The following is a 14,017-nucleotide window of genomic DNA, read 5'->3' on the forward strand; positions in this document are numbered from 1 at the left end:
TGGACGCGGCTAAAAAGTGATCGCCGCCCGATCACAGAGCCATCACACCTCGTGCAGATAGAGGTGGTAGTCCAGTTCGCTGACCGTGCGTGCCACGCGCAGGTATTCGGACTGCTTGATCGCCACGAAGGTGCGGTGCAGGTCCTCGCCGAGCGCGCCCTTCAGGAAGCTCGACGCCCTGGCTGCTTCGATGGCGGCACGCCAGTCGACCGGCATCGTCGTGCGCGTGATCGCTGCCTCATAACCATTGCCTGTCGTTTCCGGGCCGGGGTCGAGACCTTCGTCGAGGCCTTTGATGATGGCGGCAAGCACCGTCGCGGCGATCAGATAGGGGTTGGCGTCGACGCCGGACGGCCGGTGCTCGATGCGCCGGTTCTTCGCGTCGCCCGCCGGCACGCGCAGCGCCACCGAACGGTTGTTGACGCCCCAGGTCGGCGCCACCGGTGCATAGGATTGCGACACGAAGCGCCGCCAGGAATTGGCGTGCGGTGCAAACACAAGCATCGATTCGGCCATCGTCTGTATCAGGCCGCCGAGCCCCTGCAGCAACGGCAGCGACCAGCTCTCGCCACCGGATTCGGCAAAGACGTTTCGGCCGGCCTTGTCCTGCAGCGAGACATGGAAATGCATGCCCGAGCCAGCATATTTCTCGATCGGCTTGGCCATGAAACAGGCGGTGACGCCGTGGCGCCGCGCTTGCGCCCGCACCAGCCGCTTCAGCATGACCAAATCGTCGGCCGCCCGCATCACGTCCTTGCGGTAGTTCAGCGTCAATTCATACTGGCCGGGCGCATACTCGGAAATCACCGTCTCGGCCGGAATGCCTTGCGCCTTGGCCGCCGCATAGATGTCTGAGAACAGCGGCTCCATGCCGTGCAGGTGATCGACGGAATAGACTTCGGTCTTGCCCGAGACGCGGCCATCGAGCACCGCGCGCGCCGGCTGCACCTTGCCGTCGGCATCGCGCTCATTGGCCAGCAGGAAGAATTCCAGCTCGAAGGCGCCGGCCGGATAAAGTCCCTTGACCGCGAGCATATCGACCTGCCGTGCCAGCGCCAGCCGCGGATCCGACGACATTGGCTGGCCGTCGAGGTAATACATCGCCATCAGCAACTGGCCGCGCGGCGGATTTGTACCGTAGAGCGGCACCAGCGTGCCGGGGATCGGCCAGGCCCTGAGGTCGCCATCACCGGTGGTCCAGATCAAACCGGTCTCGTGCACGTCCTCCCCGGTGATGTCGAGGCCGAGGATCGAGATCGGCATATGCCGGCCGCTCTCGAAAATGCTTTTCAGCTCGTGCCGGCGCACGATCTTGCCGCGGCCGACGCCATTGGCGTCGGTCAGCACGATATCGAAGGCTTCGATCTCGGGATGGGCGTCGAGAAAGGCTTGCGCCTCGGTGGGCGTCGAGCCCGAAGGTGAGGTCATGATCTGTCCGGCTTTGCTTGGCGCGCCCATCGGTCAGCTTGTCTCATGCCGCAAGCTTTGCCGCAACCGCGCCGAAGGCGGTGATCAGCCGGTTAACCTGGGCGCCGGTGGTTGCAGGCGAGATCAGCATCATGTTGTGGAAGGGCGCGATCAGCACGCCGAGATTGACCAGTGCGATATGGATGGCCGCTTCCAGTTCCGGCGCATGCGCCGTCTCCGCCTCGGCGCCATTGCGCAGCGGGCCGGGTGCGCAGATGAACTCGACGCGCGCCCCGACGCGGGCAACATGCCAGGGCAGCCGATAGCGGTCGATCACGCCGGTCAGCCCGGCATCGAGCCGCCGCGCCAGATGGTCCATGCGGGCGTAGTTTTCCTCGGTCATCACCTGTTCGAGCGTCGCGCGCATCGCCGCGAACTGCAGCGGATTGGCCGAGAGCGTCGTGCCCATGCCGGAATAACCCGGCTCCTTGGTCCTGTTGTAGTCGGCGCAGCGCAAGGCGACATCGTCGCTCATGCCCCACACACTTGCCGGCACACCGCCGGCGATCGGCTTGCCCAACACGAAGAAGTCCGGCTCCAGCCCGTATTTCCTGGTGTAGCCGCCGGGGCCGGTTGAGATCGTATGCGTCTCGTCGATCAGAAGCAGGGTGCCGGCTTCACGCGTCAGTCTGCGCAGCGCGTCATGGAAGCCCGGATCGGCCAGCACCATGCAGGAATTGGTCAGCACAGGCTCGGCGATGACGCAGGCCACGTCCTTGTCTTTCAGGGCCGCTTCCAGAGCGGCGACGTCGTTGAACTCAATCACCTTGGCCGTGCGGGTCAGGTCACGGAATTCGCCCGCCAGCCCTGGCCGGTTGACCGGGATACCATCGACCAGCCGCACCATCGTCTCGTCGACCGAGCCATGATAGCAGCCATTGAAGACCAGGATCTTTTCGCGCCCGGTGACGGCGCGGGCAACCCGCAGCGCAAAGCGGTTGGCATCGGTCGCCGTCGTCGCGATCTGCCAGAACGGCAGGCCGAAACGCTGCTGCAGCAGGGGGCCGATGGCCAGCGCGTCTTCGGAGGGCAGCATATAGGTCAGGCCGCGCCCGGCCTGGCGGCGGATGGCGCGCGCCACCGGCGGCGGCGAATGGCCGAACATCGAGCCGGTGTCGCCGAGGCAGAAATCGTCGAGCCTAATACCGTCGATGTCGGTGATCGTGGCGCCCCTGGCGTTGTCGACCAGGATCGGAAACGGCGTCGGCCAGTCGTTCATCCAGTGCATCGGCACGCCACCGAAGAAGCCGGGCAGGCCGTTGCCGACCTTCGCCAGTGATTTCGGCCGCGCCTTGCGGAAGGCTGCCGCCTCGATCTCCAGCAGATCGGCAATGCGGTCGCGATCGATGCCGCCGATGGACGTCCTTGAAGTGTCGCTGCTGTGCATGAAAACCCCTCTGGTCGGTTCCCTCTTAGCCAATCCGTGTCCGCAACCGCAATCGGCCGCGCATCTGCCCTGCATTGGCTCAGCCGCTGGTGCGGTGCTTGACCTGGAACCCGAAGTCAGCACCAATGTGGATGGCAATGGGCGTGCTGGGAGGGGAAATGCGGACGATCATCTGTGCAGCGGCGCTGTTCCTGTCGGCCGGCACGGCCTTCGCCTCCGGCGGCATCTGGTGCAATGTCGATGATACGGCGGTGAAATTCGAGGTCGGCGCCGGCGTCACCAGAGGCATGGGCGGCCCTACTTTTAATTTCAACGGTAACCTTGAAATTCTTGGTCGGCCCGCCAGTGACGATCTGCGCAAGACGGTGTTTGAGGATTCCAACCTGACCCAGTACTGGCTGGACAACAAGGAGTTGCGGCTGAACGTCTACCAGGAGCATCAGCTCGCAGATGCCTACAACTATGTCGAACTGACGATCCTGACCAAGACCAGCGACGAAGGCGTCTATCACGGGCAGTACACGCTTGCCGTCTATGACAGCACGGCTGACAAGGACGGCGATGGCAAAACCGCCGATCTGACCGGCAAGGTTTCCTGCGGCGCCGAGTGACCCGCTGTTTTGAAGCTACCCGGTGATGTCGATGACGCCGCAGTCGCCGGCAGCACTGCCGAAGGCGACGCGGCGTTCTTCCTTGTCCCACATCATCGAGGTGATCGCGCCCTTGCCCGGTCGCCGCAACAGCACTTCCTTGGCATCGGAAAAGCGCACCGCCATCACCATGCCGTCATCATAGCCGACGGCGACGACATCCTGGCTCGGGTGGCAGGCGACCGCCGTCACCATGGCGTTGCCGCGCGTGCCGAGTTCCAGCGGCGCCTTGCCCATCGGCCCGTCCTTGCCCGAAAACGGCCAGACGATCGCCGCCGGCGCGCCGGAACTCGCCAGCCATTTGCCTTTCACGCTCCACGACAGGCTTTTGACCTTGCCGGGATAGCCGGTCATGCGCATGTGCTTGCCGTCGGCGAGCTTCCAGCCGTGCAGCGCGTTTTCTTGCATGGTGGTGACAAGGAAGGCACCGTCCGGCGAAAACGTGATGCCGGTGTGGGCGCCGGCCCATTCGAGCTCCGCCGGCTTGCCTTCCGTGGCCGGGAAATGCAGCGTCGCGCCATTGTAGCGGGCAACGCCGAAGCGCATGCCCTTGGGCGAGAAGGCGAGTCCTTCGACCGAGCGCGGATGGGCGAATTCCCCGGTCTTGCCGTCGGCAAAACGTACGAAGGCGGTCTTGCCCGTCGCATAGGCGATGGCGCCCTGCGGCCCGGCGGCGACGCTGGTGATCCACTTCTTCCCGGCGCTCGCCAGTTCCTGGATGTTGCCGCCTGCCTTCACGGCAAACACCTTGCCGTCCTCGCCACCGGTGATCAGCCGGTCATTGGCAGTATCATGGAAAGCGGCGAGCAGCCCGTCATTGGCCTGGACTGTCTTGTGGCCATGCTCGAGTCGATGGACGGCGCCATCGGCCAGCGCGAAATGCGGCACGTCGGCGAGGAAGACGGCGGCGATGCAATGGCCTTCGAGATCAAGCGGGGCGACGGTCGGCATGGGAGACTATTTCCATTCGAGATTCTGCTTGCGACTCACCCTTACGGGGTTGGGCCATAGGTCTCAACCCGTGCTTCGGAGCGTCGTAGGGAGAGAAAGGGGCGCCAGCGCGGCTTCTTCCTTCTCCCCTTGTGGGAGAAGGTGGATTGGCGCAGCGCCAAGACGATTGAGGGTGCTGGACGGAGTTCTGTCAATGCCAAGCTGGAACACCCCTCTTCCGACCGAGCTTCGCTCGGCCACCTTCTCCCACAAGGGAAGAAGGAAGAAGGACAGCGAAATCAGGCCGCCTGGCAGGCGTCAAAGCTCTTCTTCAGCCGCTCGGCGTCGAGTTCGCGGCCGATGAACACCAGCCGGCTCTCGTGCTTCTCGCCATCCTTCCACGCGCGCTGGTGGTCGCCTTCGATGATCATGTGCACGCCCTGGATGACATAGCGCTCGTCGTCGCCCTTGAGCGCGATGATGCCCTTCAGCCGCAAGATGTTCGGGCCTTCCATCTGGGTGATCTTCTCGATCCACGGGAAGAATTTCTTCGAGTCCATCTCGCCGCCGCGCAGCGACACCGACTGCACCGTCACGTCATGGATATCGGAAGGATGCGCGTGATGGTGGTGGTCGTGTCCGTCATGATCATGGTGGTGGTGGCCATCGTGATCGTGGTGGTCATGGTCATGATCATGATGATCGTGATCGTCATGCGCCTCGAGGAAATGCGGATCGTTTTCCAACGCCCTTGAAAGGTCGAAGGCACCGCGGTCGAGCACTTCGGACAAGGCGACGCCGGCGCGTGTCGTGCGATGGATCTTCGCCGCCGGATTGATAGCACGGATCGTCGCCTCGACCTTGGCGAGCTCTTCCGGGGTGACGAGGTCGGTCTTGTTGAGCACTACGACGTCTGCGAAGGCGATCTGGTCCTCGGCTTCCCTGGAATCCTTGAGCCGCAGCGGCAGATGCTTGGCGTCGACCAGTGTCACCACCGCGTCGAGCCTGGTCTTGGAGCGCACGTCGTCGTCCATGAAGAAGGTCTGCGCCACCGGCACCGGATCGGCGAGGCCGGTGGTCTCGACCACGATGGCGTCGAAGCGGCCCGGCCGGCGCATCAGCCCCTCAACGACGCGAATCAGGTCGCCGCGCACCGTGCAGCAGACGCAGCCATTGTTCATTTCGTAGATTTCCTCATCGGATTCCACGATCAATTCGTTGTCGATGCCGATTTCGCCGAACTCATTGACGATGACGGCGTAACGCTTGCCGTGGTTTTCCGACAGGATGCGGTTGAGCAGCGTCGTCTTGCCGGCGCCGAGATAGCCGGTGAGAACGGTTACGGGAATCTGCGTCTGTGCGTCGCTCATGGCTTGCCTCGAAGAATTTGCGCCTTGAAAAAGGCCTCGAAAAAGGGATTGTCGGCTCCATATAGGATGTGTGCCGGGCTTTTGCACGAGGCAAACCGATGGGCCAAACCGGCTTGCCGAAATTACCGAATTTTCATTGGTGAGAGCCGCCATCGCAGCCTGGATCAGGACGCTGGAGGCCAATTGGAGAGGCAGATATGTCCGGCAAGCCATCCTCCTTCTCCTTGAGCCGGCGCAAGGCGCTCGGCTTGATCGCGGTGACCGCCGGTGGTGGTGCCTTCCTGCCAGCCGCGGCAATCGCCGCCCAGTCTTCGGCCCATGCCGGGCTTACCCTGTTCGAAAGCGGTGCCGGCGTCTGTGCCATCACACCTGAGGTGACGGAAGGGCCGTTCTATTTCGACCCGAAACTCGAACGTGCCGATGTCACCGAAGGCAAGAAGGGCCTTGCCCTCACGGTCAGGCTGCAGGTTGTCGACGCGGCCTGCCGCCCGCTTGCCGGCGCCCGTGTCGACATCTGGCATTGCGACGCGCAAGGGGCCTATTCGGGCTACCCGGGACAAGGTGACGGCCGCGATGTCGACACGTCGGGCCAGACCTTCCTGCGTGGCTGGCAGAGGACCGATGCAAACGGCATCGTTTCCTTCGCCACCATCTATCCCGGCTGGTACCGCGGCCGCACCACCCATATCCATTTCAAGGTCTTCCCCGACGACAGTTCGGTGATGACCGGCCAGCTGTTTTTCCCCGACAGTCTCAGCGAACAGATCTTCACCACTGTCGCGCCATACAATGACAGGCCCGGCAAGCGTGACACCTCGAACGCCAGCGACGGCATTGCCAGGCAGGCTGGACCGCTGTCGCAGGCCGCACTGCGCGAGGTGGAGGATGCCTATCAGGCGCTGATGGTCGTCGCGATGAAGCCCGGCTGAGCCACATTTCCTCACGCACGTCGCCCGCGGCGAAAACTCCTGTCCCGAAAAGTCGTTTGTCATCTAACTGAAATAAACATCTGGCATTAGCCAGGGCGGACACCACAATGCTTGCCGGCAAAGCTGTTTGGAGCGCCGGAATCTTTTTGATCGTCGATTGCCAACCGGCCGGCTGCCTCTATGCTGATCGCACCGGTACGGCCGAAGAGGGATGACCATGGCCAAGGCGGACAAGACTGCAACAATGAGCCGGCTGCATTCGGCGGCAAGGCTGGCAAGAACCGCGCTCGCGGCGCGGCTTCTGGCGCACGGCTTCTATGCCGGCCAGGACCAGATCATGCTGGCGCTCGACCGTGAAGACGGCCAGACGCCGGGTAATCTCGCCGGTCGCCTCGGCGTGCGCCCGCCGACCATCACCAAGACCATCAACCGGCTGCAGGCGCAGGGTTTCCTGGAAAAGCGCGCCTCCTCGGCCGATGCTCGCCAGGCTCATATTTTCCTCACCGACACTGGCCGCGACATCATCCACGCCATCGAGAAATCGGTGAAGAAGACCGAAAAGCAGGCGCTGAAGGGCCTCGACAAGAAGGACCAGAAGGCGCTGTTCAAGCTGCTTGCCCGCATCGAGGCCAACCTCTCGAACGAGGAATTGGTGTTGATCGACGACGACGCCGAGACGGACGACTGATCGCCGGCGCAACGATCAAGCCGCTGCCGCCGCAGCGCCCTGGATCAGCGACGACCACCGCCCCGGTGTCATGCCGAACGCTTTCTTGAATTGCCTGATAAAATGGCTTTGGTCGCTGAAGCCGGCCGCGATGGCGATCTGCGCCAGGGGCTCGCCGGCAGCGATCATCCGCCTCGCGCGCTGAAGCCGGCGCATTACCAGGAAGCGATGCGGGCTGGTGCAGAAGGCGGTCCGGAACTGCCGTGACAGGGCATAGCGGTCGAGCCCGGTGATCGCTTCCAATTCGCCCGAACGCACGGGGCGGCCGAAGTTTTCCGTGAGATAGTCGCGCGCCAGCGTGGCCGCCCGCCATGCCGTTCTGGCCATCGGCTTTGCCGGCTGGCCGGCATGCCGGGCCAGGCTTTGCATCAGCCGCGCGAGGAAGTCGGCAACGAACAGCTCGTCGAGTTCCTCCTCCAGCGGCCCCAGCGCCGAAAGCAGCGTTGCGCACAAGGTGTCGTCCGTCAGCACGCCCTCCCTGACGAAGGGCAGCGACGCGCCGCCAAGGCAGTCGAGCATCAGCGACGGCTCAAGATAGAGCATCCTGTAGCGCAGGCCGTCCTCGGTGCCGGCGCCGCCGTCATGCAATTCGTCGGGATGCAGCGCGATGATCTGGCCTGGCAGGCTGTGGCGTGTCGCGCCGCGGTAGCGAAACGTCTGCACGCCGTGCAGCGTCACCCCGATCGCATAGGTGTCGTGGCGATGCAGGTCGAAGGCGCTGCCATGGAAGCGCGCCTCGATCCGCTCCATGCCGGCAGGGTCGGAGGCGGAGATGATGCAGTTTTCCGCTGCATCAGTGCACAAACGTCCAAGACCCTCGAAGGCCTGGCTGCCTAGATCGTGCGACATCTTCTCCTTCAGCCTCGCATTGGGGCACAAACTCGAATGGTCAATGTCTCATGTTCGATACGAAATTTGCAATCGTCCTCAGGGAGGATCTGCCGGTCTGGCAGAAACTCAACGTCACCGCTTTCCTGACCAGCGGCATTGTTGCCCAGTTTGCGGACATCATCGGCGAATCCTATCGCGACCGCGCCGGCAATCTCTACAATCCACTGTCAATCCAGCCGGTCATCGTGCTGTCCGCCGACCAGGCGACGCTCGGCACGATCCACCGGCGCACGCTGGAGCGCGGCGTGACGACATCGCTCTATGTCGAGGAGATGTTCGCGACCGGCCACGATGTAGCCAACCGCGCCGTCTTTGCCGAATTCGCGCCCGATGACGCCAAGGTGGTCGGTATCGCGCTTCGCGCCGACAGGAAGATCGTCGACAAGATCACCAAGGGTGCCCGCATGCACGCCTAAGGTGTGTCGAGATTCAGGTGATGCCGGCCTGCAAACGGCGGCCTCCTGCGCTTCCGGTGCTCACGTACTCTAAGTACGCTCCGCTCCGGTTCTCGAAAGCCACCGTTTTCGGCTCGGCCTGACCTGAATCTCAACACACCATCGCCCCATGGACTAAGCCTGCCGGCGGCTGTTGTTGTGCCAGCCGGCTTTGGCGTGGCGGCGCGCGACAATTGGCTTGCTGGCAAGCCGCATTTCCCGCAAAGGTGGGCTTCAGCCCAGCTTTCCATCCGGCCTGCACGTGAATGCTCCCCAAAGACATCCAGAAAGCGCAACGCCGCCGGTGGCGATCCTCTGCATGCTTTCCACTTATGTCTTCTTCACCTTTCTCGACACCAGCAGCAAATATCTCGTCCTGGCCGGCGTATCCGCGCTGATCGTCGCCTGGGTACGCTTTGCCGTGCATGTCGTGCTGGTCGGCACGCTTTTGCGCGGCTGGCGCCAACCGGTGCGGTTTCGCCCGGTCAACCTGCCGGCCCATATCCTGCGCGGTCTGTTCCTGTTCGGCTCGACCATGTTCAACATCCTGGCGCTCAGGTCCCTGCAACTGGCCGAGACCACCTCGATCTATTTCTTCGGGCCGATGGTGATCACCGCACTCGCCGGCCCGTTGCTTGGCGAATGGGCCGGCTGGCGGCGCTGGCTGGCGATCCTGGCTGCCTTCGCCGGAGTTCTCATCATCACCCGGCCAGGCGTAGGGGTCTTCGGCATCGGGCATCTCTTCGCGCTCGGCTCGATGCTGTCGAACTGCTTCTACGTCATCATGACGCGCCGCATGTCGGCGAGCGAGACCTCGGAAAGCCTCATCCTGTTCTCGGCACTGGCGCCGGCGGTGCTGCTTTTGCCCTTGCTGCCGTTTTCGTTCTCCCTGCCGCATGACGGCTGGCACTGGTTCGTGCTGCTCATGCTTGGCGTGTTCGGCGGCGTCGGTCACTGGCTACTGGTCCAGGCCTACCGGCTTGCGACGACCACGGCACTGGCGCCCTATCCCTATTCGCAGATGGTATGGATGATCATTTCCGGCTGGATCGTCTTCAAGCAGTTTCCCGACCGTTGGACACTGCTTGGCGCCGCAATCATCGTCGCCAGCGGCCTCTACATCGTCCATCGCGAGCACCGGCTTCGGCTGCAGAGCCGCGCGGCCTCGGATGTCGAGGCGGAAGCGTTGGCAAAAAAACTTTGATTTGCCGCCGATCGATGGCATAACGCCGCCTTTAAACAGTTTAGGTCTGGAACTCAGGTCGTTCGGGGAGCGCAAGGCGCTGGCACAAAAAATCAAGCTTTCGACGATCGCGGATGCGCTCGGCGTATCCACGGCCACGGTGTCGCTGGCGCTGCGTGACAGCCCGCTGGTTGCCGGCGCCACACGCGACCGCATCAAGGAACACGCCCGCGCCATCGGCTATATCTACAATCGACGCGCCGCCAGCCTGCGCACCTCGCGTTCGGGCATTGTCGGCGTCGTCGTCCACGACATCATGAACCCGTTCTTCGCCGAGATCCTGCGCTCGATCGAAAGCGAACTCGACCGCAGCCGGCAGACCTTCATACTGTCCAACCACTATGACCAGCTGGAGAAGCAGCGCACCTTCATCGACACGCTTTTGCAGCTTGGCGCCGACGGCGTCATCATGTCGCCGGCCATCGGCACACCGGCTTCCGACATCCTGATGGCCGAGGAGAACGGCCTGCCTGCGGTGCTGATCGCTCGCACCGTCGAAGGCGCCGACGTGCCGGTCTTTCGCGGCGACGACGCCTATGGCACCGGGCTCGCCACCAACCATCTGATCTCGCTCGGCCACAAGCGCATCGCCATGATCGGCGGCACCGACCAGACCTCCACCGGTCGCGATCGCTATCAGGGCTATGTCAACGCCATGGAGGCGGCCGGGCTGGAGGTCAGGCCGTCTTGGCGCATCGCCGGCCCGCGCACCAAACAGGCCGGCTTCGAGGCCTCGGGGCAGTTCCTGGCGCTGAAGGACAAGCCGACGGCCGCCTGCTGCTGGAACGACCTTGTCGCCATCGGCCTGATGAACGGCATTGCACGTGCCGGCCTGGTGCCGGGCGTCGACATCTCCGTCACCGGCTATGACGATCTCGAAGAGGCCGCGATCGCGACGCCGGCGCTGACCACCGTCTGGAACGGCCAGCGCGAAGTTGGCCGCCGCGCCGCCAGTGCGCTGCTCGACAAGTTGAATGGGCAGACGGTGCGTCCGTCGCAGGAATTGATCAAGCCGGAACTGCATGTGCGTCAGTCGACCGGCAAGCCGGTGGAGCGTGCATGACCAAGGCCGAACAATTGCAGACCGTCGCCGTTCTGGTGCCGGGCGATTTCAACGGTCATGCGATCGACCGCATCGACCGTACGTTCCATAGAGTCAGAATCGAACGCGCCGATCCGGCCCTGGTCACCGATGAGATGCGCAGCAACGTGCGTGCCATTGCCTCGTTCGCCGGCATCAATGCGGCGATGATGGATGCATTGCCTAATCTCGAACTCATCGCCTCATTCGGCGTCGGCTATGATTCGGTCGATGCCGGCCATGCGGCCGCGAACAACATCATGGTCACCAACACGCCGGATGTGTTGACCGAGGAGGTTGCCGACACCACGATCGGGCTGCTGATCAACACTGTCCGCGACCTGCCGCGCGCCGAAACCTGGCTGCGTGACGGCAGCTGGGTGCGCAACGGCAACTATCCTTTGAGCCGGCTGACCCTGCGCGGGCGCAAGGTTGGCATTTTCGGCATGGGCCGCATCGGGCTGGCCATTGCCCGTCGGCTGGAAGCTTTTGGCCTGCCGGTCGCCTATCACAACCGGCGTCAGGTCGAAGGCTTGGGCTACCAGTACCATCGGACCCTGAAGGGCCTCGCCGAAGCGGTCGACACGCTGATTTCTGTGGCGCCCGGCGGTGCCTCGACGGAAAAGGCGGTCGGCGCCGAAATCCTGTCGGCGCTCGGCGCCAACGGCGTCTTCGTCAACATCGGTCGCGGCAGCACGGTCGACGAGGCAGCGCTGGCGGCAGCGTTAGCCAACGGCACAATCGCCGCTGCCGGCCTCGATGTCTTCGCCGACGAACCGAACGTGCCCAAGGCGCTGCTCGACGCGCCGAACACCTCGCTGTTGCCCCATGTCGGCTCGGCCTCGCACCATACACGCCGCGCCATGGCGGATCTCTGCGTCGACAATCTGGTGTCCTGGTTCACCGAGCGCCGGCCGCTGACCCCGGTGCCGGAAACGGTCAACGTGAAGGCTGCCAGCTAGCCAAAGGCAACTCGATGGCTGTGAAGCCGCCCGAAAATTCCACGATATCGATTGTCACCAGTGGCCGGGAACAGATCGTTTCGATTCCATACCCAAAGCCGCCGGCTGCCACCTATCTCGCAGGCGTATTCATTCTTTTCTGGCTAGGCGGCTGGGCTGTGGGTGAGGTTTCCGCCGCCCGTGAACTGATGACGATGCCTGTTGGAGGCGGAACGGCATTTCTCGTATTCTGGCTTTGCGCATGGACGGTCGGGGGCCTGTTCGCAATGCTGTCCATTCGCCGCGTTTTCCAGAAATCCGTGCCTGAAGTGATAAAGCTCGAGGTCGCCGGGCTCGTCTATGATTCGGGAACGCCGCCCTTCAAGATGCCCATCTCCAGGTCATTCCCAGCATGGCCCGCTCTGTTTCCGAAGCGGACCGCACTTAAGATCGACCGGACCCAGCTCAAATCGCTGAGACTCCGCGAGGGCGATACATGCAACCGCCTGACAGTCGACGCTGGTGCCCAGCGAGTCGAACTCGCTTCGGCCGCCACCGATGTCGAGCGCGAATGGCTCTTCAAGTTCCTTTCCGATCGCTATTCGCCGGCTGTCCCGCAATAGTTCGACTCGTTCCGTTTTCGTCCTCGGCAGCCATTGATGCTCTGCATTGCCACACCTATTAACGTCCGCTTAACCCTTTGAAATCATTCTTCATCCTGTCCGGATGCGGGATGAAGACGATGAAAATGCTTTCCGTAGTGATCGCCGCCGTCGCGCTGTTTGGCGGCGTTCAGTTGTTGCATGATGGCAGTGGTGAAAGTGCCGCCGGTGAGGTCGCGCCGTCCAACAGCTTCAGGCTGGTGGCCAATGGCGACGAAGGCAATTGCGCGGTCACGCGCGGCGCTGCGGTTTCGGATGACCTGTCGCTGTTGACGGTGGCACCGAACTGCCGCCGGCTCCTGCCCGGCATCGAGCGGGCCAAATTCTGGCGGGAGGAACAGGACGGCACCGTCGCCTTCAGCGCCAACGGCGTTGATCCGATCGTCACCTTCGCCGTTGCTGACGGCGACGGTTACGAATCCTATGCCCCGGCCGCGCCATTGTTGTCGCTGGCAGCCACCGGTGATCCGAGGGACTGATTATTCCGCAGCGGCACGCGCACCGGCCTTCGCCACGGCGTGCTGCCGCACGGCATCGCCGAAGGCACGGAAAATCTTGGCCGAGTTGCTGTCCGATTTGACCCAATATTCCGGATGCCACTGCACCCCGACGGCGAAGGCGCGTGAGTCGCGCACCGAAACCGCCTCGACCGTGCCGTCGCTCGCGACCGCCTCGATCTGCAGCTTCGAGCCGAGCCGGTCGATCGCCTGGCGGTGCAACGAATTGACCTTGATGTCGCCTGCACCGAACACGCCGGCCAGACAGCTTCCGGGCTTGATCGAAATGGTCTGGTGGATGGCGAAGCGTTCGTCCTGTTTGTCGCTCACCGGCGCGCGGTGGTCGAGCGAACCCTCGCGCTCCTGGATCTCGGTGCCGAGCGTGCCGCCAAGAGCCACGTTCATCTCCTGGATGCCGCGGCAGATGGCGAGCAGCGGCACGCCGCGCTCAACCGCCCTGCGGATCAGCGGCAGCGTGGTGGAGTCGCGCGCCGGGTCATAGGGGCCATTCGCCTCACTGGCGTCGCCACCGTAGAGCGAGGGATGCACATTGGATTTCGAGCCGGTGACCATGACGCCGTCGACCGACGATAGAAGTTCGTCGAAGTCTAGCCTGTCGCCGAACGATGGCACCAGCAGCGGGAACACGCCGGCACCGGCAATCGCCGCTTCCAGATATTGCTGCGGGGCGGCATGCCAGGTGTAGTTGTCGAACTGACGGACGTCGGTCGATATGGCGACGAGCGGCTGATGCATTTTGGCTCTGTTTTCCATCTGGGCAAAGGGTGTCCTGCCCACAAAATAGGCG

General features: G+C 63.4%; 15 protein-coding genes. 9 read left to right on the plus strand and 6 right to left on the minus strand.

Translation table 11 applies throughout. The annotated features are described in order from the left end of the window. Nucleotides 1–42 precede the first annotated feature (42 nt). Nucleotides 43–1,428, minus strand: coding sequence for a glutamine synthetase family protein (locus AC1D10_RS12675; protein ID WP_477272143.1), 1,386 nt, complete (start codon nt 1,426–1,428; stop codon nt 43–45). Between the two features lie 43 nt (nt 1,429–1,471). Continuing rightward, entirely contained in the window at nt 1,472–2,854 is a 1,383-nt protein-coding gene (locus tag AC1D10_RS12680; protein ID WP_477272145.1) for an aspartate aminotransferase family protein, read from the minus strand. Between the two features lie 158 nt (nt 2,855–3,012). On the opposite strand from AC1D10_RS12680, the gene AC1D10_RS12685 reads away from it, so the two are divergent. Further along, complete coding sequence (locus AC1D10_RS12685) at nt 3,013–3,465, plus strand: hypothetical protein (RefSeq protein ID WP_477272147.1); 453 nt, start codon at nt 3,013–3,015, stop codon at nt 3,463–3,465. A gap of 15 nt (nt 3,466–3,480) precedes the next feature. On the opposite strand, the gene AC1D10_RS12690 is transcribed toward AC1D10_RS12685, so the two are convergent. Together AC1D10_RS12690 and AC1D10_RS12695 are read right to left on the minus strand one after the other, a co-directional pair. Continuing rightward, nucleotides 3,481–4,455, minus strand: a complete 975-nt coding sequence (locus tag AC1D10_RS12690) for a WD40 repeat domain-containing protein (protein ID WP_477272149.1) — start codon at nt 4,453–4,455, stop codon at nt 3,481–3,483. A 278-nt stretch (nt 4,456–4,733) separates the two neighbouring features. Then, nucleotides 4,734–5,804 (minus strand): CobW family GTP-binding protein, encoded by a 1,071-nt coding sequence (locus AC1D10_RS12695; RefSeq protein WP_477272151.1) that lies wholly within the window; start codon nt 5,802–5,804, stop codon nt 4,734–4,736. Between the two features lie 197 nt (nt 5,805–6,001). Between AC1D10_RS12695 and AC1D10_RS12700 the strand changes: the two genes are divergently transcribed. Both AC1D10_RS12700 and AC1D10_RS12705 read left to right on the plus strand, forming a co-directional pair. Next, nucleotides 6,002–6,733, plus strand: coding sequence for an intradiol ring-cleavage dioxygenase (locus AC1D10_RS12700; protein ID WP_477272153.1), 732 nt, complete (start codon nt 6,002–6,004; stop codon nt 6,731–6,733). A gap of 217 nt (nt 6,734–6,950) precedes the next feature. Next, entirely contained in the window at nt 6,951–7,421 is a 471-nt protein-coding gene (locus AC1D10_RS12705; RefSeq protein WP_095084311.1) for a MarR family winged helix-turn-helix transcriptional regulator, read from the plus strand. 15 nt (nt 7,422–7,436) lie between these two features. Here the strand turns inward: AC1D10_RS12705 and AC1D10_RS12710 are convergent, their stop codons facing one another. Next, a complete protein-coding gene (locus AC1D10_RS12710) occupies nt 7,437–8,309 on the minus strand; it encodes an AraC family transcriptional regulator (protein ID WP_477272155.1) in 873 nt (290 codons plus the stop codon). A gap of 50 nt (nt 8,310–8,359) precedes the next feature. Here AC1D10_RS12710 and AC1D10_RS12715 point away from each other — a divergent pair, with 50 nt between their 5' ends. The 6 genes from AC1D10_RS12715 (at nt 8,360) to AC1D10_RS12740 (ending at nt 13,191) form a co-directional block, all read left to right on the plus strand. Next, entirely contained in the window at nt 8,360–8,767 is a 408-nt protein-coding gene (locus AC1D10_RS12715; protein WP_477272157.1) for a DUF2000 family protein, read from the plus strand. A gap of 337 nt (nt 8,768–9,104) precedes the next feature. Then, a complete protein-coding gene (locus tag AC1D10_RS12720) occupies nt 9,105–9,989 on the plus strand; it encodes a DMT family transporter (RefSeq protein WP_477272159.1) in 885 nt (294 codons plus the stop codon). Nucleotides 9,990–10,068: 79 nt separating this feature from the next. After that, on the plus strand, nt 10,069–11,091 hold the full coding sequence (locus tag AC1D10_RS12725; protein WP_379101671.1) for a LacI family DNA-binding transcriptional regulator: 1,023 nt from the start codon (nt 10,069–10,071) through the stop codon (nt 11,089–11,091). Continuing rightward, the gene (locus AC1D10_RS12730) at nt 11,088–12,071 is read left to right on the plus strand and encodes a 2-hydroxyacid dehydrogenase (protein ID WP_477272161.1); all 984 of its coding nucleotides are present in this window, start codon (nt 11,088–11,090) and stop codon (nt 12,069–12,071) included. Before AC1D10_RS12725 ends, AC1D10_RS12730 begins: the two co-directional genes overlap by 4 nt. Nucleotides 12,072–12,085: 14 nt before the next feature. After that, nucleotides 12,086–12,673: a hypothetical protein gene (locus tag AC1D10_RS12735; protein ID WP_477272163.1), complete on the plus strand. Its 588-nt coding sequence runs from the start codon at nt 12,086–12,088 to the stop codon at nt 12,671–12,673. A 119-nt stretch (nt 12,674–12,792) separates the two neighbouring features. Continuing rightward, nucleotides 12,793–13,191 (plus strand): hypothetical protein, encoded by a 399-nt coding sequence (locus AC1D10_RS12740; protein ID WP_477272165.1) that lies wholly within the window; start codon nt 12,793–12,795, stop codon nt 13,189–13,191. Here the strand turns inward: AC1D10_RS12740 and AC1D10_RS12745 are convergent, their stop codons facing one another. Further along, complete coding sequence (locus tag AC1D10_RS12745; RefSeq protein WP_477272167.1) at nt 13,192–13,965, minus strand: gamma-glutamyl-gamma-aminobutyrate hydrolase family protein; 774 nt, start codon at nt 13,963–13,965, stop codon at nt 13,192–13,194. Between the last annotated feature and the right edge of the window lie 52 nt (nt 13,966–14,017).

It is taken from the genome of Mesorhizobium sp. P2_A8 (assembly GCF_056404935.1).

Bases quoted from the DNA above. Each gene is read 5' to 3' on its own strand.
- AC1D10_RS12700 (WP_477272153.1), top strand. From the start codon at position 6,002: ATGTCCGGCAAGCCATCCTCCTTCTCCTTGAGCCGGCGCAAGGCGCTC.
- AC1D10_RS12735 (WP_477272163.1), top strand. From the start codon at position 12,086: ATGGCTGTGAAGCCGCCCGAAAATTCCACGATATCGATTGTCACCAGT.
- AC1D10_RS12715 (WP_477272157.1), top strand. From the start codon at position 8,360: ATGTTCGATACGAAATTTGCAATCGTCCTCAGGGAGGATCTGCCGGTC.
- AC1D10_RS12690 (WP_477272149.1), bottom strand. From the start codon at position 4,455: ATGCCGACCGTCGCCCCGCTTGATCTCGAAGGCCATTGCATCGCCGCC.
- AC1D10_RS12685 (WP_477272147.1), top strand. From the start codon at position 3,013: ATGCGGACGATCATCTGTGCAGCGGCGCTGTTCCTGTCGGCCGGCACG.
- AC1D10_RS12740 (WP_477272165.1), top strand. From the start codon at position 12,793: ATGAAAATGCTTTCCGTAGTGATCGCCGCCGTCGCGCTGTTTGGCGGC.
- AC1D10_RS12705 (WP_095084311.1), top strand. From the start codon at position 6,951: ATGGCCAAGGCGGACAAGACTGCAACAATGAGCCGGCTGCATTCGGCG.
- AC1D10_RS12695 (WP_477272151.1), bottom strand. From the start codon at position 5,804: ATGAGCGACGCACAGACGCAGATTCCCGTAACCGTTCTCACCGGCTAT.
- AC1D10_RS12675 (WP_477272143.1), bottom strand. From the start codon at position 1,428: ATGACCTCACCTTCGGGCTCGACGCCCACCGAGGCGCAAGCCTTTCTC.
- AC1D10_RS12710 (WP_477272155.1), bottom strand. From the start codon at position 8,309: ATGTCGCACGATCTAGGCAGCCAGGCCTTCGAGGGTCTTGGACGTTTG.
- AC1D10_RS12745 (WP_477272167.1), bottom strand. From the start codon at position 13,965: ATGCATCAGCCGCTCGTCGCCATATCGACCGACGTCCGTCAGTTCGAC.
- AC1D10_RS12680 (WP_477272145.1), bottom strand. From the start codon at position 2,854: ATGCACAGCAGCGACACTTCAAGGACGTCCATCGGCGGCATCGATCGC.
- AC1D10_RS12720 (WP_477272159.1), top strand. From the start codon at position 9,105: ATGCTTTCCACTTATGTCTTCTTCACCTTTCTCGACACCAGCAGCAAA.
- AC1D10_RS12730 (WP_477272161.1), top strand. From the start codon at position 11,088: ATGACCAAGGCCGAACAATTGCAGACCGTCGCCGTTCTGGTGCCGGGC.